Source organism: Echinicola jeungdonensis (assembly GCF_030409905.1).
Classification (GTDB): Bacteria; Bacteroidota; Bacteroidia; order Cytophagales; family Cyclobacteriaceae; genus Echinicola; species Echinicola jeungdonensis.
In genome coordinates this window covers 2,231,181-2,252,987 of record NZ_JAUFQT010000001.1, presented here as the reverse complement: position 1 = coordinate 2,252,987, position 21,807 = coordinate 2,231,181, and the positions used below count along the sequence as shown (strand labels likewise).

11 protein-coding genes are annotated in these 21,807 nt (G+C 42.2%); all 11 read right to left on the bottom strand.

The genetic code is table 11. The annotated features are described in order from the left end of the window. Window positions 1-245 precede the first annotated feature (245 nt). The 11 genes from QWY93_RS09300 to QWY93_RS09250 all read right to left on the bottom strand — a co-directional run bounded on the left by QWY93_RS09300 (window position 246) and on the right by QWY93_RS09250 (window position 21,775). Window positions 246-1,811, bottom strand: coding sequence for a rhamnogalacturonidase (locus QWY93_RS09300; protein ID WP_290247943.1), 1,566 nt, complete (start codon window positions 1,809-1,811; stop codon window positions 246-248). A gap of 55 nt (window positions 1,812-1,866) precedes the next feature. Further along, complete coding sequence (locus QWY93_RS09295) at window positions 1,867-3,729, bottom strand: rhamnogalacturonan lyase (RefSeq protein ID WP_290247942.1); 1,863 nt, start codon at window positions 3,727-3,729, stop codon at window positions 1,867-1,869. After that, window positions 3,729-5,597 carry a rhamnogalacturonan lyase gene (locus QWY93_RS09290; RefSeq protein ID WP_290247941.1) on the bottom strand — a complete coding sequence of 623 codons (1,869 nt, stop codon included), beginning with the start codon at window positions 5,595-5,597 and terminating at the stop codon, window positions 3,729-3,731. The genes QWY93_RS09295 and QWY93_RS09290 overlap by 1 nt, the downstream gene beginning before the upstream one ends. 225 nt (window positions 5,598-5,822) lie before the next feature. Further along, on the bottom strand, window positions 5,823-8,141 hold the full coding sequence (locus tag QWY93_RS09285; RefSeq protein WP_290247940.1) for a glycoside hydrolase family 2 TIM barrel-domain containing protein: 2,319 nt from the start codon (window positions 8,139-8,141) through the stop codon (window positions 5,823-5,825). A gap of 368 nt (window positions 8,142-8,509) precedes the next feature. Beyond that, window positions 8,510-8,683 (bottom strand): hypothetical protein, encoded by a 174-nt coding sequence (locus QWY93_RS09280; RefSeq protein WP_290247939.1) that lies wholly within the window; start codon window positions 8,681-8,683, stop codon window positions 8,510-8,512. A gap of 145 nt (window positions 8,684-8,828) precedes the next feature. Next, window positions 8,829-10,610 (bottom strand): RagB/SusD family nutrient uptake outer membrane protein, encoded by a 1,782-nt coding sequence (locus QWY93_RS09275; protein WP_290247938.1) that lies wholly within the window; start codon window positions 10,608-10,610, stop codon window positions 8,829-8,831. Between the two features lie 38 nt (window positions 10,611-10,648). Next, window positions 10,649-13,837: a SusC/RagA family TonB-linked outer membrane protein gene (locus QWY93_RS09270; protein ID WP_290247937.1), complete on the bottom strand. Its 3,189-nt coding sequence runs from the start codon at window positions 13,835-13,837 to the stop codon at window positions 10,649-10,651. An 18-nt stretch (window positions 13,838-13,855) separates the two neighbouring features. Next, window positions 13,856-15,220, bottom strand: a complete 1,365-nt coding sequence (locus QWY93_RS09265; RefSeq protein ID WP_290247936.1) for a fasciclin domain-containing protein — start codon at window positions 15,218-15,220, stop codon at window positions 13,856-13,858. A gap of 49 nt (window positions 15,221-15,269) precedes the next feature. Next, window positions 15,270-16,970: a fasciclin domain-containing protein gene (locus QWY93_RS09260; protein WP_290247935.1), complete on the bottom strand. Its 1,701-nt coding sequence runs from the start codon at window positions 16,968-16,970 to the stop codon at window positions 15,270-15,272. Between the two features lie 17 nt (window positions 16,971-16,987). Next, a complete protein-coding gene (locus QWY93_RS09255; protein WP_290247934.1) occupies window positions 16,988-18,475 on the bottom strand; it encodes a RagB/SusD family nutrient uptake outer membrane protein in 1,488 nt (495 codons plus the stop codon). A 24-nt stretch (window positions 18,476-18,499) separates the two neighbouring features. Further along, the gene (locus tag QWY93_RS09250) at window positions 18,500-21,775 is read right to left on the bottom strand and encodes a SusC/RagA family TonB-linked outer membrane protein (RefSeq protein ID WP_290247933.1); all 3,276 of its coding nucleotides are present in this window, start codon (window positions 21,773-21,775) and stop codon (window positions 18,500-18,502) included. Window positions 21,776-21,807: the final 32 nt, after the last annotated feature.

The following is a 21,807-nucleotide window of genomic DNA, read 5'->3' as shown; positions in this document are numbered from 1 at the left end:
TCCCCCCAATGCCATTAAATTAGGGAGGGAAAAAGTTGCACGCCAAAACGCTAAAAAACGCAAAGGTTTACTTCCATAAACCTCTGCGAACTTTGCGACTCCTGAAGAAGCGGGACAGGTTCTGCAAGAAAATTTAATTTCAATCAAAAAAATATTGGAGATGGAATTTGGGAGAACAAATCCCTTCCCATGCCTTGCGAAATTTTTAGCGCCCCTTGAGGTAAAAACCATGTGGTTATTTTGACCTATGGCAATTCCATATCATCTATCACCTGCATTTCTTTACTTTCCCCTTCTCCACTATTTATTAATTGGAAACCTTGTACCATCTTCAATTTCATTCCGGGTACACCTTCTGTTTTCTCCATCTTCACATTATCCAACCTCATCCCTTCTACATCCTCTGCATAAATGGCAGGCCTCTGATCATCATCCTCAAATTGCAGATTAATATCATTCAGCTGGATTCCATTTGCATGCCGGATATAAAAACCATAAGCAGGTATCTCCCCAAAATTTCTTGGATCCGGATACCCATCTTCCAGTTCAGGGACTTCAACCAAAGCCTGACTTGCTGGAGCCCCTCCTTTTGCCAGAATACGAATGTTATCAAAAACGATATCTTCCACCGGATGGTCTGGAATCCCCATTACCATGGCTGCATATTTTGGATCTGCTCCTGACACCACCACATTACTGATTTGTACCCGTCGTAATTTGCCCACAGGGGTGCCTTCTGGGCCTCTCATTCTGCTTCCAAGACGAAGGAAAAAGGGAGCGTTGACGATGTCCCGCATGGTGATATTGGAAATGCTCACATCTTCCAGAATTCCTCCATCAACGGTTTCTAATGCAAGTCCCCGGCAATGCACAAAAACGCAATTGGAAATGGTAATATTCCGGAATCCGCCGTTGGATTCTGTTCCCATCTTGATCCTTCCAGTAACTCCTCCTTTGTCCGGGGCTTGTTTTTGAGTCGTTTGGTAAGTTCCATCCAACATGGTACCAAGATCAAAACCACTCACCTGACAATTGGTAAGGGTCAGGTTTTCTGTAAACCTTGGATATCCCAGAGCATAGGAGCTTTTCAGGACAATAGCATCATCATTGGGTGTATTTACGGTGCAATTAGAGATTCGGACATTTTTGCAAGCATCGATGTTGATGCCATCCCGGTTGGAATCTATTTTCAGGTTATCAATGGTGAAGTTATCAACTCCTGTGGCCAATATTCCAAAATGCCCGCCCTGGAGGATGCTGATATCCTTGATGGAAACATTTCTACAGTTTTTCAGGGCAATGCTTTTATTCCCTTCCATCCCACTTTCATTATGGGCCCATTTTTCAAGCCCTTGTCCATAGATCAAACCTTTGCCTTCAATATGTACCCCTTTTAGGCCAATTCCCCAGATCAAACTATTTTTCCAGTGACTATGGCCATAATCCTGGTAATCATCATGCGGATTGTCCTCCGGAGGATTGTAACCTATTCCCCAATCTGCAGGATCAGCAGCTTCCAGAATTGTCCCATTTTCAAGATGAAGGGTAATGTTATTCTTTAATTCTATTGAAAAGCTTAAATATTTTCCTGCAGGAAAATAAACCGTCCCCCCACCGGATTTGGAAGCTGTAATTATGGTTTGATTGATGGCTTCGGTATCCAGTTGTCCATCATCAGGGATTGCACCAAAATCTTGAATATTGAACCAGCTTTCCAATTTAGGATGGACTGCTCCATTGGCCTGTCCCCCAATTGCACCCATTAATACCGTCATGAATACTGGGATAATATAGCCGCTAGGTATTTTCATAGAATCATATTTAAATCGCAAAATGACTTAATAGCACCAAAGCTCAAAAACCGATTTATTGGACTGGCTTTTGGACTTTAATATTTGGTTTATGTGGCATTTCCATTCCTTCTCCCAAATAGTAATCTGTATGTGGTGGCTGATTATAGCCCACATTTTGCCAGGCAATGCTCATCCGGTACTGTGGATTGTGCATTAGAGTATAAAGCCTGTTTTCAGTTGGAATAGTGGTTGTGAAAATCCTTAAAGACTGGTTGTCCTCGGTTCTGAAGATTACTTCTTCTCTCCAATCACCAAAAAGGTCTGCCGATAATCCGGGATTGGCTTTGGAGCCATTATTGGACACACAGCCTTCCGCAGTAAAGAGCCTTACCTGTTCTTCCCTTTCATGGTCCCATTTATCGATAAAATTACGGTCCAGGATTTCCCGCAGAAGATCGCCGTCCCACCAAATAGCAAAGTTGGTTGATCTAGGATTCTTTCCGATTCGCTCTCCTTTGATATTATACAGACCATTTTGGCCATTCCACCACATTTCCATTCCAGTATTGGTAGGGTCAATGTCTATGGCCAAACCCCTACCCACATCTTTACCTTCTTCTCCTCCCCAAAGGATTTCTCCAGTTCGGGCATTGAAGAGGGCCACGCCATATCCCTCTTCATTGGTTTCATTTTCATGGATACTCCAAACCAACTGGTCTGGATATTGGGGATTAAAATGGGTGATGTGTCCAGCATCTCCATGCCTCAGGCCAGTTGAATACATCCCGGTACCATCATCATCCACGGTCATGGAACCATAGACGATTTCATCCTTTCCGTCCTTATCCACATCATTAATACTTAGACTGTGGTTACCCTGACCCGAAAATGGATTTTCTCTTCCCTCCGAATCAAACACCCACCGACTGCTCAGCTTACCCTCACGATAATCCCATGCAGCAATTACTGTCCTGCCATAATAACCACGGCACATAAGTACACTTGGCAATTTTCCATCCAGGTAAGCTGCACCAGCCAAAAAACGATCCACCCGGTTGCCTTTGCAATCATTTCCGCCATTTCCGCCTTCACCGCCCCAGCCACAAATATCTCCTCTTCCAGCTATAAAGTCCTTCGTCGCCAATGCTTCTCCTGTCATTCCATCGAATACTGTAAAGAATTCAGGGCCATCCAAAATTCTGCCTTGTTCATTTCTCCAATCTTTGGAAGCATCCCCAATGACATTTCCTTTACCATCCACGGTCCCATCAGCCGTTTTGCAGGCAAATTCAGATCGGCCATCCCCATCCATATCCACCACAATAAACTGGGTATAATGGGCTCCTTCACGGATATTTTTCCCCAAATTGATTTCCCAAAGAAATTCCCCTTCCAATGTATAGGCATGAAAAATGGGATCGTCCGTATAGCCGTCATGGGAATTGTCATGGCCTCGGCCTGTCATGTGGACAATTAGCTCGTATTGACCATCTCCATTCAAATCTCCTACAGAGAGATCATTGGGAGAATAGCCTTCAGGCGTATTTAATGGAACAGACAGGAAATTTTCTTTCCAAACACTTACAGCTTTTGAAGCTTCTATTTCTTTCCCATTTTCAACAGCCTTAACAAAGTACCTGATATCATCCCCACTTGATGGCGTCTTATCGGTATAGTTGGTACTGGAAATGATGGGGGCACTGTTCAGTTTTTGGGCTTCTTGCTCTCCTTTTTGTCGGTAGACATTAAAAGCCAAGTCGTCGGGTTCAGTTCCCAACAAGCGCCAACTTATAAAAACCTGTCCAATTTCATTGTTAGCGGCCACCAGGCCCCTGTCAAGGTATTCCATTTGTTTTTGGGCTGTGACCTGGCAAGCCATCAGTATGGCCATAACAAGCATCAGCCCTTTTGAGGCAATCAGGTGTATTCGTTTCATTATTTCGTTGATTTAATAAGCGTGATATGAGGCCGGGGTGGTTTTTCCATCCCATGTCCTAAGAAAAATCCCGTATGGGGCGGCTGGTTATACGCCACATTTTGCCAAGCTACGCTCAACCTGTAAACCGGGTCATGCATCAAAGTATAAAAACGATGTTCTGATGGGATTGGGGTAGTAAAAATCCTAAGTTCCTTTCCATCTTCCGTGCGGCCAATCAGCTCTTCCCGCCAATCACCAAAAATATCCGCACAAAGGGCAGGGTTGGATTTAGTGCCATTGTTTTTGGCAACATTGTATTTATCCCCTGTAAAGATTCTTACTGATTTTTCATTTTCATAATCCCATTTATCAATGTCCACTCCATTGAGGATTTCCCTTAACAAGTCTCCATCCCACCAAATCCCCATATTGCAGGAACTCGGCTTCTTTTCTGAAATCACTTCCCCTTTGATATTCCAAAGCCCGTGCAGCCCTTTTCCTGATGCCCAGGCTTCATGGCCGGGGTGCCTGGGATCAATATCCAGAGCCACTCCTCGGCCCACATCCGGTGAGGGATGGGACCAAATAACTTCCCCCGTTTCAGCATCCCTTAGATTGGCACCATGCTCATGACGGACATGCTCATGAATACCAAAAATTTCCATACCAGGTCTTTCAGGATCCAGGTCTGTTAGGTGCAATGCATCCCCATGGCCCAAGCCGGTGCTGTAAACACCTGTTCCGTCATCATCAATGACCATGGCTCCAAAAACGACTTCATCTTTATGGTCCTTATCAACATCAGCTACATGAAGGCTATGATATCCCTGACCTGCAAATTTCCGGTGTTCGGGATTTCCATCATGGCTATCAAAGGTCCAAACTTCAGACAAATTTCCATCCCGCCAATTCCAGGCAGCAATGACTGTACGGGTATAATAACCCCTGGTCATAATCAAGCTGGGCTGTTCCCCATCCAAATAGGCTATCCCAGCCAAAAACCTGTCCATACGATTTCCATACCCATCGCCCCAAATGGCATCTAACTCCTCAGAAGTAGGGTTTAACTTTTCGGGATGTCTTGGTGGGATATAATCAGCGGTAGCTAGTGCCTCACCTGTTTCTCCATCAAATATGGTCAGGAATTCTGGACCACTTAATATATACCCATCATCATTTCTATAATCAGCATCGGCATCCCCAATTACATTTCCAAGTGCATCGGTGGTGCCATCAGCGGTTTTGCAAGCCAATTCTGCCCTGCCATCCCCATCCAGGTCATACACCATAAACTGGGTATAATGGGCTCCCTCGCGGATATTTTTCCCAAGATTTATTTCCCAAAGAAATTCTCCTTCCAAGGTATATGCTTGTAAAATGGGTTCATCAGTATAACCACGATGGGAATTATCATGTGCTCTCCCTCTTTGGTGGATTACAATTTCATATTGGCCATCTCCATTCAAGTCCCCCACAGAAGCATCATTGGGCGTATAACCATCGGGGGTTTTTAAAGGAATCGACAAGTATTTTTTTGACCAGGCTTTGACTTCTTGTCCTTTTACTTCCTTTGGCTTATCGCTAATTGGCTTTACCAGGTATTTTGCATCAGGGACTGGGTTTTCTACCACAAAATTGGTGGAGGCAGTAATAGGGTGCAAATTGATTTTTTTAGGGGAATTATCCCCTTTAATATGAAAAACATTAAATCCTAGCTCATGTGCCTCGGTTCCCAGAATACGCCAGCTTAATAACACACTGCCATCCTCTCTGGGAACGGCAACTAATCCTCTGTCCAGGGATTCCATCTGTCTTTGTGCATGGCTTTGCAATAAGGTCAAACCCATCAAAAGAATAGCTAATAAAAAGGTATTTATTCTGATCATTTTGGATTGGTTAATATTAGAGATGCGAGATAGGAGACTTTAGATACCGCTGTCCTTGAACCAGCATTCCCTTTATTTGAGTCAGAGACTAATTGTAGATAGTTAAACTCGCGTTCCTCTTACTGTCTCTGACACTGGATAACAATTGTGGTTTTTGGTCTAAAACAGGAAGACAAAAGCCCGAACCATTTCACGTCTCAATACTCACATCTCGTGTCTATTATATCACTTCACATTTATTGCAATTTTCGCAGATTCCAGCCCTTTAGAAGATGCTTCAAGTACAATCTTGCCAGCTTTCCTCTCGGCTCCCACGATAGCAAGGCCCTCTCCTCGATATACTCTCCGGCGCTTTCCTTTAGAGGAACTGTGATCCATTCGGTCGCCATTGTCCAATGCCCTTAGCACACCAAGGCTTGAAATATTATAGTAAACCAAATTGTCCGCATTGGGATTAACAATACCATTTTCATCCAGGGCATAGATTTTTACATGTGCTACATCATCAAAATCCCTGGTGATAGTATTTTGGTCCACTTCCATTTTAAGGGCTACCGGCTCCCCCGCGGTTTCCAATATTTGTTCGGCAACCAGCTTTCCTTCATTTCGGCCAACCACTTTTAAAGTGCCTTTTTTGAAGGTAGTTTTGTAGGAGACGGGTGCTGCATTTTCAGGCATTTTCTGAGTACCAAGTGATTCACCATTGAGAAAAAGCTCCACTTCTTCGCAATTACTATACACTTCCAAATGGGCAACATCATAGGTATCATAATCACTAGGAGTCCAATCTGGAACCCAATCTCCTCCACCGGCATTGGTTTCCTTTCTTACTACGTAGGCCACAGGCTCTTCAACCCACCAGCTTTTTCGTTGCAAGGCCTTGGCCTTGATCCCTCCAGTTCTGTCCAATAAGCCAAAATCATGGGAAATGGCTGGCCAGTCAGCTTCGCCTAAATAATCAATCCCTGTCCACAGGAACTGCCCTGCCATAAAATCATTGTCTCGCAAAGCCAACCAAGCTCCCCTGCTGTGTCCATTTTCAGTACCAATGACTTTTCTTTCAGGTTTTTGATGATAAGCGGCCACCAATTCATTTTCACGATAGTTCTGACCCACTACATCCATCATTTCTACAAAACCATTATCATATACATTTTGGCTGTTAGGACGGAAAAGCCCCATCGTCACTGGGCGAGTAGGATCCAGTTCATGTACCAAATCCTGCTGGTCCTTGTATTTTTTGAACCCTTCAGGGCTGTCCAAATTGTCTCTGATTTCATTTCCTATGCTGTACATAAAGATACTGGCATAGTTGCGGTCCCGCATGATCACATCCCGGGTATCCTGTTCCCACCAATCATCGAAATGCATATTGTACCCGTAGTCTGCATGGTTTTTTTGGGCATTCCAGGTATCAAAAGTCTCATCCATGACCAAAAATCCCATACGGTCACAAAGTTCATAAAACTCAGGGGCAAAAGGATTGTGCGCCAAACGGATGGCATTTACACCCAAATCTCTGAGCAGATTTAAGCGTCTTTCCCATACCTTCAAGGGCACAGCTGCTCCAACTCCACCCGCATCGTGGTGCAAACAAACACCTTTCAGCTTCACATTCCTGTCATTGATATAGAATCCAGTGGCCGGCTCAAAACGGAATTCGCGGATTCCAAAAGTATTGGTTTCCTCATCAATTACCTTATAGCCATCCATTACTTTACTGACGGCCTGATACAGGTTCCCCTGCGCAATATCCCAAAGTTTAGGGTCTTTCACAGTGGCGTTTTGTTCAAAATCATAACTTTCTCCGGCAGGTATTTGCTGGGTACTTTCGATTTTTTGAAGAACTTTTCCGCCCTCATCAACAATTTCCGTCAGCAATTTGATTTTCCTGGTTTCCCCTGCCTCGTTGACCACTTTGGTTCGTATTTTTACGTCAGCTTTTTTTGCTGAAACTTTTGGGGTACTTACAAATATACCCCAATGACCAATATGGGTTGGATCTGTGGACACCAGCCTTACGTGGCGGTAGATCCCTGCCCCAGTGTACCAACGGGAAGCAGGTTGGTCGGAATTGTCCACCCGTACTGCGATCACATTTTCCTTTCCGAATTTAAGGTATGGGGTAAGTTCATATCTGAAACTCACATAACCAAAAGGGCGTTTCCCTAGGTGTTCTCCATTGATCCAAACATCACTGTTGGCCATGATGCCATCAAAATCAATAAAAATCTTTTTTCCCTGGGCTGATGCCGGTACTTCAAAACTTTTCCGGTACCATCCTACCCCAGCAGGCATATACCCACCTCCTCTCTCAGTGGGGTTATCTCGGTCAACTGACCCTTCGATACTCCAATCGTGGGGAAGGTCCAGATATTGCCACCTGCGGTCATCAAATTCCGGCATTTCGGCGCCACCTGCATCATCCTGAATAAATTTCCAGTCCTTGTCGAAATTAAGGGTGTTCCTTTTTCCGGTTTGCGCCAAAAGCGCCAAGGAAATAAAACACATAAAAAATGAAAAATGATATTTGAGGATTGTCATGGTAGTCATTTGTTAATTCTGTATAGTATTTTTTTTTCTTATTTAATCGGGAATTAAAGGTTATGGTTAAGGTCAGCAATTTTTATTATTGGCCTAGTCATTTCCGATTGATAAATAAGCAGCCAGCTTCCAAGATATTGAGGAGAAAAGGTGAAAATGTAAAATTTAAATACGGATGTTAGTACTGTTTTTTTCCTCCATCAGAAATGTCAAAAATTTAAGATCATTTAACCTATGCCCATTCCCATAGTAACAAGGGCCATAGTTATGAGTAAAGCATTTTGGATTTTAGGCAAAAAAATAAAGATGAAACAATTAGGTAAAGGCAAGGCAATTTGCCTTGCCTTTACCTAATTGTTTTAACATGGTTAATCTGATAAGGTTGAAATATTTACATCTTGAGTGTGAGCATTTCCTGTAACCTTTTGAATGGCAACTTTAAAATTGGCGGCCAGAATACAAATGAGCAATGTTGTGATATAAACTAATAACTTTTCCTTCCAGCTTATCTTGGAAGGCCTTTGTTTTCTTAAATACTTCATGGCTTTGGGCAATTGTTAACTTACTATTAAGTTAAACAAATCTCATAGTATTCAAAACGTATAACCCGATTAAAAATCGGGTTATACGCTATTATTTGTAGTTCACAGAAAACCCCAATAATTAAAACCCAAAATATCAGGGTTATTACTCCTCCCAATGAAAAGGGAGGAACCAGTCTCCGGCCATTAATTTTGCCCTTACTCCTGCTGCTCTGGATACGGCTTCCGGATTATTGGATTTAGACAGTTTTTCATAGACCCTGTCAGCCAATACAGATGGATTCCTTCTCATGGCAACCCTAAGTAATTGCTGCCATCTATGGCCTTCAAAAGCCAATTCTTTTCCCATCTCATCGATGATCAGATCTTCGGTCCAATCTTTTTCTTCTTGCACAAAGCCAATATCCTCCGGCAACTCCTTTGGTGGAAGATAAGCTCTTCCCCTAATTCCAATATGCCTGTACCAAGGCCCTCTATAGAAAGGAAAATCACCTTGACGGCCATCAAAATCATAAGGGTAAGGATAAAATAGCGTATTCATAATGTCTGTAACATCATCCCCTGAAAATCCTTCAGGTCTATAAGCACCTGGAATCCCCTGGTTTACAATAGCTCTGGATAGTTTACTGATATCCTCCAGGTTATCCCTATTTGCAGCTTCAGCAAATTTCAAATGAACTGAGGCAGCTCTCTCCAACATCCATTTTCCTTCTTCCTGAAGGGGTGAGGTAAGTGGATCGTAATTCACAGTGTATTTACCGACTTGGAGGTCCTCACCTTCCGCATCCCAATTTTCAGTAGAAAGCATGGCCCTGGCATCAAATTCAAAATCATTCCATTGAGTTTCAGAGTTCCAAATATCAACAATCGCTTTTGATGGTTTCAACTGATATTCACCTGCTCCTTCATTGGCAAATAACTTGATAAATGGATATTTGGGTGCAAAATCACTGTCATAATGCATGGCCCAAACCCAAACCTGCTTTTCATACCTTTCGTTTGACCCAATACCAAATATATGCTTCCATCCAGAATTGGGAGAAGTAATCAAAGACCGAATATCATTTACTTTATCATATCTTACATCAAAATCTCCATTTCCTCCCCAACCAATTCTAAGGTTATTATAATATTCTCCACCTGATGAAAAATCACGGGTGGCAGTTTCCATGATATACCGATACATTTCAGAAGCTTTTGTATAGTTACCTTGCCAAAGATAAAGGTCTCCTAGCAAGCCTCTTTTAGGAACAAAATAACGATCAATTCCATAGCCATTGGATGTTCCTACCAGACCGATATTACCAGGGTAACGATCCAAATAAGGAAGGCTCTCCATAAACTCCACCAATTCATCAATTAAATCAGGGAGGTTCAGCTTAGGGAAAAGTACATGGTTATTAACATCATCGATACTCTCCAAATTTTGGGTCACATAGGGGACTGCGCCAAAATGAATCCCCAATTGTAAATAAACCCAGGAACGGACAGCCCCCACATCTGAATATCTCTGATTAAATTGGTCTTCAGTGATACGGTTTTCTTCCCGCATCTTTTGAAGACCTTCCAGTACTTCATTACAATTCAAAATCACCCTGTAAAAAGGTTTGGGATCAGCATATTTATTATCATCAGAGGCAACCACACTATGGTTACTTAAATCTATCAAATCCTGATCTGCCATCATGGTTGGCTCTATAAGGTCAGCACGTACCTCATTGAGAACAACATAATGTTCGGCCAACTTCATTAGTTCTCCATACACACCCATTACCGCCACATCAGCATCAAGCTCAGTTTGGTAATAATCTTCCTTTTCCAATTCTCCGGTAGGTTCCACATCCAGCATGCCGGAGCAGGAAGAAAGTCCTGCTCCCAGCAAAGCTGCTGCAATATATTTTTTGATATGATTAGGCTTAAGCTTCATATTTTCAGCTTTTAAAATTCTCAATAACTTTTGCATGATTACAATCCGATTTTCAGTCCTAACAACACACTAGCAAATTGTGGCATCATGCCTACATCCACTCCCTGTCCAAACACACTTCTGGAGGAACTGAACTCAGGGTCATAACCCAGGTAGTTGGTAAAGGTCAAGATGTTCTGACCCGCAGCATATACATTTACATTTTTGATAATGTCACCATCTACGGGGATATCATAACTGATGTTGATAGTTTTTAACCTTAGGTAAGAGCCATCCTCTATCCACCTGTCAGAGAATCTGCTGTTCCCCATTGGGTCCCCATAAGCCAATCTTGGCATATCCGTTTGCTGACCTTCTGCTCTCCATCTGTTTCTTACACTTAGGAACTGGTTTTCATACCCTGACATGCTCTCCATTTGCTGCCTTACGTAATTGTAAACATCATTTCCTGATGAGAAATTAAAGGCTGCATCAAAAGTAAATCGCTTATAAGTCGCATGAGCTGTAAATCCTCCGTAGAAATCTGGGTTAGGATTACCAATAATGGTTTTGTCATTTTCATCAATGATACTATCGCCATTCTTATCCACAAATTTCACGTCACCAGCCCGGAAAGGAATTAACTGGTCACTTTCATTATAGGTTTTCAAACCTGCAGAAGCGGCAGCCTCAGAAGTGGAGTAAACCCCATCGGTTTCATATCCATAGAACATGGCAGCTGCTTCCCCGGTTTTGGTGATCATTTCCCCACCGGCTACTGGAGTTATACGTTGATCATAAGGCAATTGCTCGACTTCATTAATATACTTACCAACTTGCAGACCAAGATCCAACTTAACTTCTTTGTCCAGAACCCTTGCGTTAATGCCCAGATCAACACCTCTGTTCACCATTTCACCTTCATTGGTGACATAGTAATCAAAACCGGTCACCGTTCTTAAAGGACGGTAAGTCAACATATTGCTGATGGTATTTTGATAAAGGTCTACGCTAAAGGCTAGGGCCTTATTTGAAGTAGCTACATCAATACCAGCATTGATTTTATTATTGGTTTCCCACTGGATTTCCGGATTGGCCAGGTTAGCCCTTACCAAACCTTGAACGGCAATCACATTGCTTCCTTTGTACAACTGATAGTTGTGGAAGTTTCCAATACCGTCATTACCAGTTTGGCTATAGCTCAATCTCAATTTCAAAAGATCCAAAGAACTAGTGGCCATAAAATCTTCAGAGGAGATCAACCAAGCTCCCTTAATGGAAGGGAATACCCCAAATTGATGATCAAAAAGGGAAATTCCATCTTTTGCTTCCTCACCAACCCTGGAAGATCCATCCAAAGCAATGTTGAAATCAAGGAAGTATTTATTTAAGTAATTATAGCTTGCATCAGCATAATAACTCATCCATTTCGAATCGGCTACCCTACCAAAGTTTTGATTAAGAGAAGTAACTCCTGATCCCAAGGTGATAAAATCATCGGTACCGGAATTAAAGGCAAAACCACCGTCTTCCTCTAAGCTGTTTTCGTTATACCTAAAGCCTAAGCCGAGGTCCAAGTTATGGGCATAGCCAAAGGTATTGGAATAATTAAAACGCGTATCACTGTAAGTGGTGAATAGCTTTTGAATCTGTCCCCCGATCCTGTTTTGGATGATCGCATTGGATCCAACTTCTTCTTCTACCCCAAGGCCTGGGACAAAGAAGGTCTCCCTGTTCTGGTCAATGGTCAAGCCAAATAGACTCTGCACACTAAACTTGTCATTAAATTGGTATTTGGCATTATAAGCCCCAAAGAAGCGGAACCTTCTGTTCTGAGCTTGCATGTTCTCAATGATAGACCTTGGGTTACTGATTCCCAGGGAATCAGAATCATACAAGTTGGGAGACCTTTCCCCATTTTCATCAAAGATATTGGGTGCCAGAAAAGGGGATTTCACCAAGCCTAAGTTTAAAGGGCTGATATCCTGAACCTCAGTCCCGTATTGGTAAAGATCATTTACCGCATAAGAGAAAGCCATATTGGTACCTGCAGTTAATTTAGGAGTAATCTGGAAATCCGCATTGAAACGCATATTAGAGCGGGAAAACTGCTCACCTTCCATAATGGTCCTGCTTTTCAAGTGTCCCATAGAAAGGGCGTATTTAGCGATATTGTCCCCACCGGATACTTTGATAAAATAATTTTGATCATAAGTCCGGTTCATTACCTGATTTTGCCAGTTGGTATTGTTGTGGTAATTGTAATACCCCAAAGTATCAGGGGTTTCATTCATATACCGGTGACTCAACACCTCATTGGTGGTCAGACCACTGCTGGCCAACATTTCAGCAAAATAAGGTCTGTACTCATCTGCCTCCATTACCGGAAGGTTATCAGGTCGCATATTAACCCCACCGTAAGTATAAAAATCAATTCTGGTAGTCAGGTCTTTTGCCCGGGAAGTGGTGATCAAGATCACCCCATTTGCCCCCTTGATACCATATAAAGAACCACCATCCTTGATATAACTCACTTTGTCTACATCCTTTACATCAATAAAAGACAAGGGGTTGGAGGTAAATCCATTGATAATGGAACCTTGATAATCGTTCATATCATAGATCATTCCATCCACCACTACAAGAGGCTGGCTTTCCGCATTTATAGAAGCCAAACCACGAATGAAAGTATTTGCACCTATACCGGGTGTTCCTGACCTTCTGATCATATTAACACCTGCGGCCTGTCCCTGCATAGCAGTTTCAGGGGAATTGGCTTTTCCTTTCCAAGCATCGGTCAAGTCCACCGAAGACACTGCCCCTGTCAAATGATCCTGCAATCTGTTTTCATAGGGTAGTTTTACACTTACTTCCCCAGCTTCCTCCAATTCAAAATCGGATAGTTGGATACTCAGGCTGCTTCTGCCTTTAAGAGGGACTTCTTTTACCAACTTATCTCCAAAACTGATTTGAATAGTAGTGGTATAAGCGGGAACCATGAGTTCAAACTTGCCATCGGAATTAGAAAAAGTTGCCGAGATGTCCTTATAGGCAATACCGATTCCCTCAAGGGGCTGTCCAGTTCTTTTTGAAGTGATTTTACCGATCACCTTTTCTGCCTGGAACATGCCCTGTGGGTTCGACTGAACCTTTACTTCCTCTACTTCTTGGGCAAATAGCGAACCTGCAAATCCCAATTGTATAGCCAGGGCAGCTGTACAAATTTTATGTATATTTTTTCGCTTCATCGATTTCTAATTTTGGGTTTATTCAAATACAGGTACCAATCTTAAATAATCCAGAACCAAAGTGTTCCAGTCATTATTTGAAGTGGCCTCGGCTTTTAAGATAAGCTTCAATTGGCCATAGTTTTGAACTTCATGTTCTCCAATAAACACCTCTTCAAGGTTATTGAACTCCACCATTTTATTTCCATAAGGAAGGTTACTAACAGAGTCTATCGCAATACTCTGCCAGTTATTCCTTGGCCAATAATTATCATTGTTGGCCAGCCAATAGATTTTATATTTGGTGGAATGGGCTTGAGGAACATTGTAGGTAATATGGTATGAAGGCGTACTGTGATTGATTACCAATAAATCCCTCTCATTGGAAGCCCAGCTTTTCACCCTAACATTTACAGGGTCAGAGCTACCGGAAATGGCATCGTAATATTCACCTTCTATTTTGATTTCAGGGATTTTATCTGACCATTTAAAATCAAACTGGTTCAGGACATAAACCACTCCATTGGAACCATTGATTTTTTCGACCACATTTTCAGGATGAAAAGCGACCTTCACACTGTCCACTGAAAGCACAGTGTCGGGTACATTTTCATAATAAGAGGTAGTGGCCACCAAATCTTTGGCAAGACCTAGTTTAAGTGCCCTGGACATAAAATCATCCGGCATGGTATCCTTAAAATAAGGCTCCATTTCCATTTTAAAGGTGGAGTATGCATCTTCATTTAGCATAAAGAAAGTGTAAGTGGAATCCTCATTGCTCAGATCTGCGACATCCTGTTGAAAGTAATTGATAGTTTCCATTGTAGCGGAATCCGTTACCACAAACATGGATTGGATCAATTCAGATACAGGATTGCCACTTTGTTCCTGAACAATTTCCCAAATATTCTTTTTGGGAGTCATATAATTGTCCACTTTATACAATATTCCGTTTTTAGTCAATTGATCAGCTGCGGAAAAATTAGCGGTTTCATCAACAGAGGTGATACTGGTTTCGGTCATAACACTGACTTTTCCATTGATCATTTTCACCCTTAGAGGTTCCTCTTCAGCCTGATAGCTTAATCTTTCCTGATAACCAATATGATTACCCACAAACAAACGTAAAGCCTTTTCATCTCCGGTAATGCTTTGCGGAAGGTTTTGAAGGGCATCATTGGTGGGGGCCCAAACGGTATAGGAGCCCGAAGCCAATTGTTTTTCCAAACCGGATTGCTCCAAAAGTCCGGCAAAGGTGCTGAGATCCGCATCAGAGCGGATTAATTGCACCAGGTTATTATTCAAATTTCCCTGCGCATCATTATGCTCGGCCCATTGGTCTGAACAGGAGAACAGACCAAGGGAAAGCATAATAAGCATACAAAATTTATATTTTCTTATCATCTTATTTCTATTTGAATTTTAATGATTATGAATTCATTAATGGCCCCTGCTACTCCAGGTCCTCAGGATAAACCAGATCACCATTCCTGCCAAACTTGGGCCATAATTGATCTTGGTCTTCAGGAATAAAGTGAATCATATCCAACCAAAGGCCCCCATTACTTCGACCCTGACCGGTAACCCGATCAAATCTTAAAATGTGTTCACCGGTGGTTTTAACATCAATGGTTCCGATCAATCTACCCATGTGCCTTCCACCATTGGAACCTGCGGATAAATATTCTTTCCAACCTCTGGATTCCAGTTCAGCTTCCGGTAAATTTGGCGGCCAAACCTTGGTATCAAGAAGCCTTGAACCTGGAACGCTTTCGCCGTTAAAAGTCATTTTCAATTCACAACCATTACTTGATAGGCCAGTTCTATAGCAAACCCAAACTTTATACCTTCCTTTTACTAAAACAGGTGTATCAAATTCTGCCCAGGTCAAGCGGTTTCCTTGCAATTGAACTTTAAGGAAATCACCATGGTAAAAGAACAATTCATTCAGACCTGGAGGGAAATAGGTTACCAAGAAATCTACAAAGTTGCCTCCCCAATCCATTTTGGAAAGTTCTCCGAGTTTAAAGGTATAGGTAGGAGCACCAGGAACCCTGAAAATATTGGTCAATTGCCTGATTTCATTTTGAGCACATACATCATAATAAACAGCAGTTGGAGATCTTAATTTGATTGCAAAGTGATTTTCCACACTATGAACCACTCCATTGGTTACAGAATTATCACTTTCCTGCCTGATAATGGGAGAACCAGGTTCATGAACTCCAAAGAAAACATCATCATTGACCAAAGCCTGTTCTCCTTGAAGTTTTATTGTAACCACTTCCTGGGGAGCTTCTGTCTCATGAGCGGTGGCTGTTACCAAATCTGCGATGTATTTGATATTGGGCAAAATATGGTAGGCCATAAAGAGATTCAAACTATCAGATGGATTGGTAGGATCATCCAAATGAGAATACCTATCCTCCAAATCCTGATAACTTTCAAAACCAGCTTCCCCAAAAGTTTCATCGGATTGGGCCATCACGGTATACCAAACTCCTTCCTCTTCTTTGTTTAAGGTATCATACCAACCGGTAGATTTCAGAGCTTGGGTGAAGATGGAATACTGTTGTTCCGCCTCTAACCAAGCTGATGCGGTTTTGGTAGGGGGACTTAGCACCCCGTCTATCTTATGAACAATTCCATTGCCCAATTTAATATTACTCTCAATTAGATTAGCTTGACGGTTGACACGGATGCTGGTCTGCCCTTCCATGAATTCGGCACCAGTAACCAAATACTTACCATACTCGGTAACTATCGGAAGTTTACCATCCGTAAAGTTGGCCGTAGAAATCGTATCTTTTAATAAGTGGTAGCGAACGATATCTTTGGCTTCCTCTTGGCCTAAGTTTTCAAGGCTCAGGTTATTATCACTTAAATAAGCATCAACAGCTTCATTATTAGGAGCAAAAAAGGTATAAAGCCCATATGCCCCTAAATAGCCTTCCGTATTGGAAATCTCAAGGATTTTGGAAAGGCTGGAAAATTCATCTGGATTTTGCCTAAAGTAACCACTGATATTGGTATCCTCCGTAATATTAATATTGGAGGGTGGTTCAAAATCGCAACTGATTAAGCCCAGGAACAAGGCGACCAGCATATAGGCTGCTCCTCTGCTCCAGATCGATTTTATATTAAAATTTTTCATCTCGAATTAATTTAGGTTTATTTCAGGTAATAGGGATTTTGTACCAATTCAGGGTTAGAATCCAATTCTCTGTTATAAACAGGCAAATAATGACTTCTGGTATCCCTCAATTGGTTCAAAATGGAATTCAAATTGGTTTCAGGGGCATTGATAATAGCCGCCTGTAACATCAAATCCAAGTTTTCATAATTGTTCATTTTGGATACCCTGAGTAAATCAAACCAACGCTTCCCTTCAAAAGCCAATTCCCTGGCCCTTTCGCTAAGGATATATCGCACAACATCATTCCCATCAGAAGGTAGAGGATCTTCTTCTGTTGCATCGATGGCTCCCCCTCTTTCTCGTATTTCAGCAACAATTTCAAGGGCCTCTTCTCCCCTTCCAATTTGGGAAAGTGCTTCAGCTTTCATCAACATCACATCCGCCAAACGGTAAACAATCCAGTTGGCATAAGAATCTGTAGCCGCTCTTCTGGAAGTTTCTCCTAACCCAATGTATTTCCAGATTTCACCACTACTTTTTAGCGATGCATCAACACTTCGGGCATCTATTTCATCAGGAAACTGAATATCAAAGCCATAGATATCTTCAAGTACCGATGGATAAGCCAAAAACCTTCTTCCTTGTACAGTGCTGAACATATTATAGAAAGGGTTATTCTGTGGGGCTTCATACTGAATTTCAAAGATACTTTCCATTGAATTTCCTTCCACAAACAATTCCCTTAACCAGTTTTCCTGCTGTACCAATTCAAAGGGTCCAGCCATTACCTTATCGGCTGCCTCAACGGCCTCCTCAAAATTTCCCATCCAAAGATGAACATCTGCCTGAATGGCGTTTACTGCATATTTGGTCAGCCTACCCTTAGAGGCAATTTCAGTTTCATGCTCCTCGTAAATGTCCATTTCTGCTAATTCCAAATCTTCAAGGATTTGAGCCAGCACTTCTTCTCGCGGAGACTTAGGATGGGTTAATTCATCCTCATCACTATCAATCGCTTCGGTGACCAATGGTACATCCCCAAAAGTCCGAACCAAATAGAAGTACATTAGGGCTCTGAGGGTTCTGGCTTCGGCCACATAATTTTCCAAATCCTCGATTTGAAAAGTCTCATCGGTATCCAAAGCCGCCGGACCATTTTCTATCAAATTATTACAAAGGTTGATGGTTCCATAAAACCCACTCCAATCTGCAATGGGATTGGTAGGCTGGATATTACCATAAACAACCTGGATATCGCTGAAACCAGCTCCAGTATTGGGAGCCACCATATATCCCCGGAGTTCTCCCCAAAGGAACATTTGTTCAGTGATTTGGTCCCCTCTATAATTTCCATTCAAGGAAGCATATGCTCCCATTAAAGCTGATCTTACCTGCTCTTTGGTTTTCCAGAAATCCTGTTTGACCACCCCATTCACTGGCCGCAAATCCAGCCAGGAATCACAAGCCGAAGCTCCCAGGGTCATCAGGACCAGCAAAGTGTATGATATATATTTTTTTAACATCGTATTCTTTTTTTAATGATCAAATTAGAACCTCGCGTTGATACCCAAAGTAACCGTGCTTGTAGGTGGCGTTCTTGCATTGTCATAACCAATTTGGAACAATCGATTGGCATTGGAGCTCGTCAGACCTACCTCTGGATCCTGTCCGGTATATTGGGTCCAGGTAAAGAGGTTTTCCGTGGTCACATAAAAACTCAAATCCTTCAAATTGGCCTTGTCAAGAAATGGCTCTGGCATATTGTACCTTACCGTAAGGGTCCTAAACCTTAAGAAGGAACCATCCTCAACATAGCGGTCAGAACCTAGCCAATTATACCCTCTGAAAAGCATTGCCCTTGGCATATCCGTTTCATCACCGGGTTTTCTCCATCTGTTCAACACCGCGGCGTTCTGATTATCATAACTGTACATGTTTTCAGTACCCATTTTGGTACTATTGACAATGTCCACTCCTAAACGAAAGTTGAAATAACCGGAAACTTGAAGATTCTTATAGGTAACTCTTGGACCAAATCCACCGGTCAATTTTGGATTGGCATCCCCCAACCAAACAATATCTCTGTAATCAATATTTCCATCATGATTAATGTCCTCATACATGGCGTCACCTGCCTGGAACTCATAAGAGGTGATAGGGTAATTAAACATCATAGGAACGACATCGCCATTAGGCCCAGTGATAACATTTCCATTGGCATCCCTGGCTATGGTAGCCTCTCCATCGGTATAAACACCTTTATATTTATATCCATAAAAAGAGCCTAGAGGGTTACCTTCCTGTATGGTTACAAAATAATTTCCATTGGATTGCATCCCTTCCAGGTTATCAGTTTGATAAAGATCAGAAATGGATTGAACTATATTTTCATTTCTGGCCACATTGAAATCAAAATCAACCCTAAGGTCCTTGGTTTGATAAGGTGTGGTAAATACTGACAATTCAAATCCACGGTTATCCATGGTACCAATGTTCATGTCCACGGCATTAAAACCCGAGGTACTAGGTATGCGGAGGTTATCAAGGAACAAGTCCTTGGTCCGCTTGCGATATACATCCACCCCTATAATTACGCGGTTTTCAAACATTTCCAAGTTCAAACCAAAGTTGGTCTGATGGACTTCCTCCCATTTATAATTGGTTAGCTCAAGGTTATTGGGCACTACACCGGTTTCACCCAAATAATTCCAGTTGAGGGAGGAGAAGGTACTGAAGTGGGCATAATTGGATCTTGGTGTATTGCCACTGGATCCATAACTGGCCCTTAAACTTAATTCATTGACCCAATTGACATCCTGCATAAAAGGTTCTCCGGAAATCCTCCATCTACCGGAAATACTTGGGAAAACCCCAAACCGATGATTTTTACCAAATTTCGAGCTCCCATCCCTACGGATAGAGGCATTGATAATATAGCGGTCTAAATAACCATATTGTGCATTGGCCAACATTCCAATAGATCTGGATTGATCAGTAGAGGAACCAAGACCGATATTGTCTGTCCGGGATATGCCTGATGGATCCTGCAAATTACTGGAAGGAGCATTGGTTGTAGTCACTCCAAACCCGTCCCCCCTGGTTTCATAGGTTGTAAACATCAGTAATCCCATTAAGCTATGGTCTTCACCCAAATCTGGGGTATAATACAACTTACTGAAAGTTTGAGTAATCAATCGATCTGAATAAGTATTGGAAGCCCTATTGACATTGGTATTGTTCAAAGGCAAACCAGTGGCCACCTGAGGCAGGAATGTTTCCTGATCAGTATTAATGATATCAAAAGCCACATCAGACTGGAACATCAAATCCGGACGGATATGATATTGTAAAGTAAATTTTGGAATAATCCTGTTACTTACAGTAGTATTAGTGGCTTCTTCAGCCATTGCAAGAGGATTGTAAGTTCCAGAAAAAGCTCCTTGAATATTCGATTCCGGAGAGAAATAATTTGGTGTTTGATTACCGAAAATATCATGTTCATAAACAGCCATATTGGGCATCTTCACATAAGCTACCCCTCTTACATTGTCCCTATTGCTATTACCATCTACCCAGTTTCTTATAGTTTTTGAATTAGTATAGGCCAGATCGGTTTGAATTTTGATCTTTTTGGAAACCAAATAATCCAAACTCATCCTAGTGGCCAAACGGTCAAAACCGGTTCCCTTAGTTGTACCAACAGACCCATTTTTATTAACCGAAACCCTATACCTGGTTTTCTCACCACCACCGGAAATGGCGATGTTATGGTCAGTCATATGTCCCAATTGGGTGATTTCATTGATCCAGTCCGTATTATTACTGTAGTTATGAAAATAGTACGGATCCCTGGGATCATAAGAAAACTCCTTATTGGCATTAATATTCAGTGGGACCCCAAAACTATTCATATAACCTTCGGCTATAAGGGTAGAATATTGGTCCCCATTTAACATTGGGATTTGTTCAGGCTGCTTAGTCACAGCACCTCTAAAGCTATAGGTAATTGTTGGCTTTCCTTTTGAGCCTCTTTTTGTGGTAATCACCAATACCCCATTGGAACCCCGGGTACCCCAAAGGGCAGTTGCAGCAGCATCCCTTAAAACGGTAATGGACTCAATGTCTGAAGGGGCCACATTCAACAATTGGGCATATTCCTGTTGGTTGGCATTAGCAAAGTCAAAATTAGAAGTCTCTGTTTGGAATGGAATTCCATCCACCACGATCAAAGGCTCTGATCTACCATTGATGGAAGATGTACCCCTGATCCGGATAGACATCCCTGCACCCGGGTCACCGGAATTGGATACGATATCCACCCCGGCCATTCTTCCTTGCAGTGCCTGGTCAATGGATAAGGCGGACATTTCTTCCAACATCTCAGCATCCACCCTTGTGGCAGAAGAAGTCAGATCCCTTTCGTCAATTTTTACCAAGCCTTGGTCGATAGGCCTTTCAGCGGTCACCTCGGCCATATCCAGTTCACTGACATCAAATTCCATTTGAACATTGATCTCAGAACGGCCATTGATTGGAATGGTTTGGGTCTTGTATCCGATCACGGAAACCCGAAGCATATTTTGTTTACTTCTTACCCTAAGAGTAAAATTACCATTTACGTCTGTGGCCACACCACCTAAAGTCCTTTCATCTTGATCCACTTCCACCACAGTGGCACCAATGATGGTGGTACCTTCTTCTTTGTCAATCACCTGCCCTTTGACAATTTCCAGGGATTGGGCTTTTTGCTGGCCCATCACACCTGTGCTTATCAAGGTCAGCCCCATGACAAACCACAACAGTTTCTTTGTAAAATTTTGCATAAGAAATATTTTGGTTATGCCGAAGGCATGCC

Coding starts and splice junctions, on each gene's coding strand:
- QWY93_RS09300 (WP_290247943.1), bottom strand. CDS start 1,811: ATGAAAATACCTAGCGGCTATATTATCCCAGTATTCATGACGGTATTA.
- QWY93_RS09295 (WP_290247942.1), bottom strand. CDS start 3,729: ATGAAACGAATACACCTGATTGCCTCAAAAGGGCTGATGCTTGTTATG.
- QWY93_RS09290 (WP_290247941.1), bottom strand. CDS start 5,597: ATGATCAGAATAAATACCTTTTTATTAGCTATTCTTTTGATGGGTTTG.
- QWY93_RS09285 (WP_290247940.1), bottom strand. CDS start 8,141: ATGACAATCCTCAAATATCATTTTTCATTTTTTATGTGTTTTATTTCC.
- QWY93_RS09280 (WP_290247939.1), bottom strand. CDS start 8,683: ATGAAGTATTTAAGAAAACAAAGGCCTTCCAAGATAAGCTGGAAGGAA.
- QWY93_RS09275 (WP_290247938.1), bottom strand. CDS start 10,610: ATGAAGCTTAAGCCTAATCATATCAAAAAATATATTGCAGCAGCTTTG.
- QWY93_RS09270 (WP_290247937.1), bottom strand. CDS start 13,837: ATGAAGCGAAAAAATATACATAAAATTTGTACAGCTGCCCTGGCTATA.
- QWY93_RS09265 (WP_290247936.1), bottom strand. CDS start 15,220: ATGATAAGAAAATATAAATTTTGTATGCTTATTATGCTTTCCCTTGGT.
- QWY93_RS09260 (WP_290247935.1), bottom strand. CDS start 16,970: ATGAAAAATTTTAATATAAAATCGATCTGGAGCAGAGGAGCAGCCTAT.
- QWY93_RS09255 (WP_290247934.1), bottom strand. CDS start 18,475: ATGTTAAAAAAATATATATCATACACTTTGCTGGTCCTGATGACCCTG.
- QWY93_RS09250 (WP_290247933.1), bottom strand. CDS start 21,775: ATGCAAAATTTTACAAAGAAACTGTTGTGGTTTGTCATGGGGCTGACC.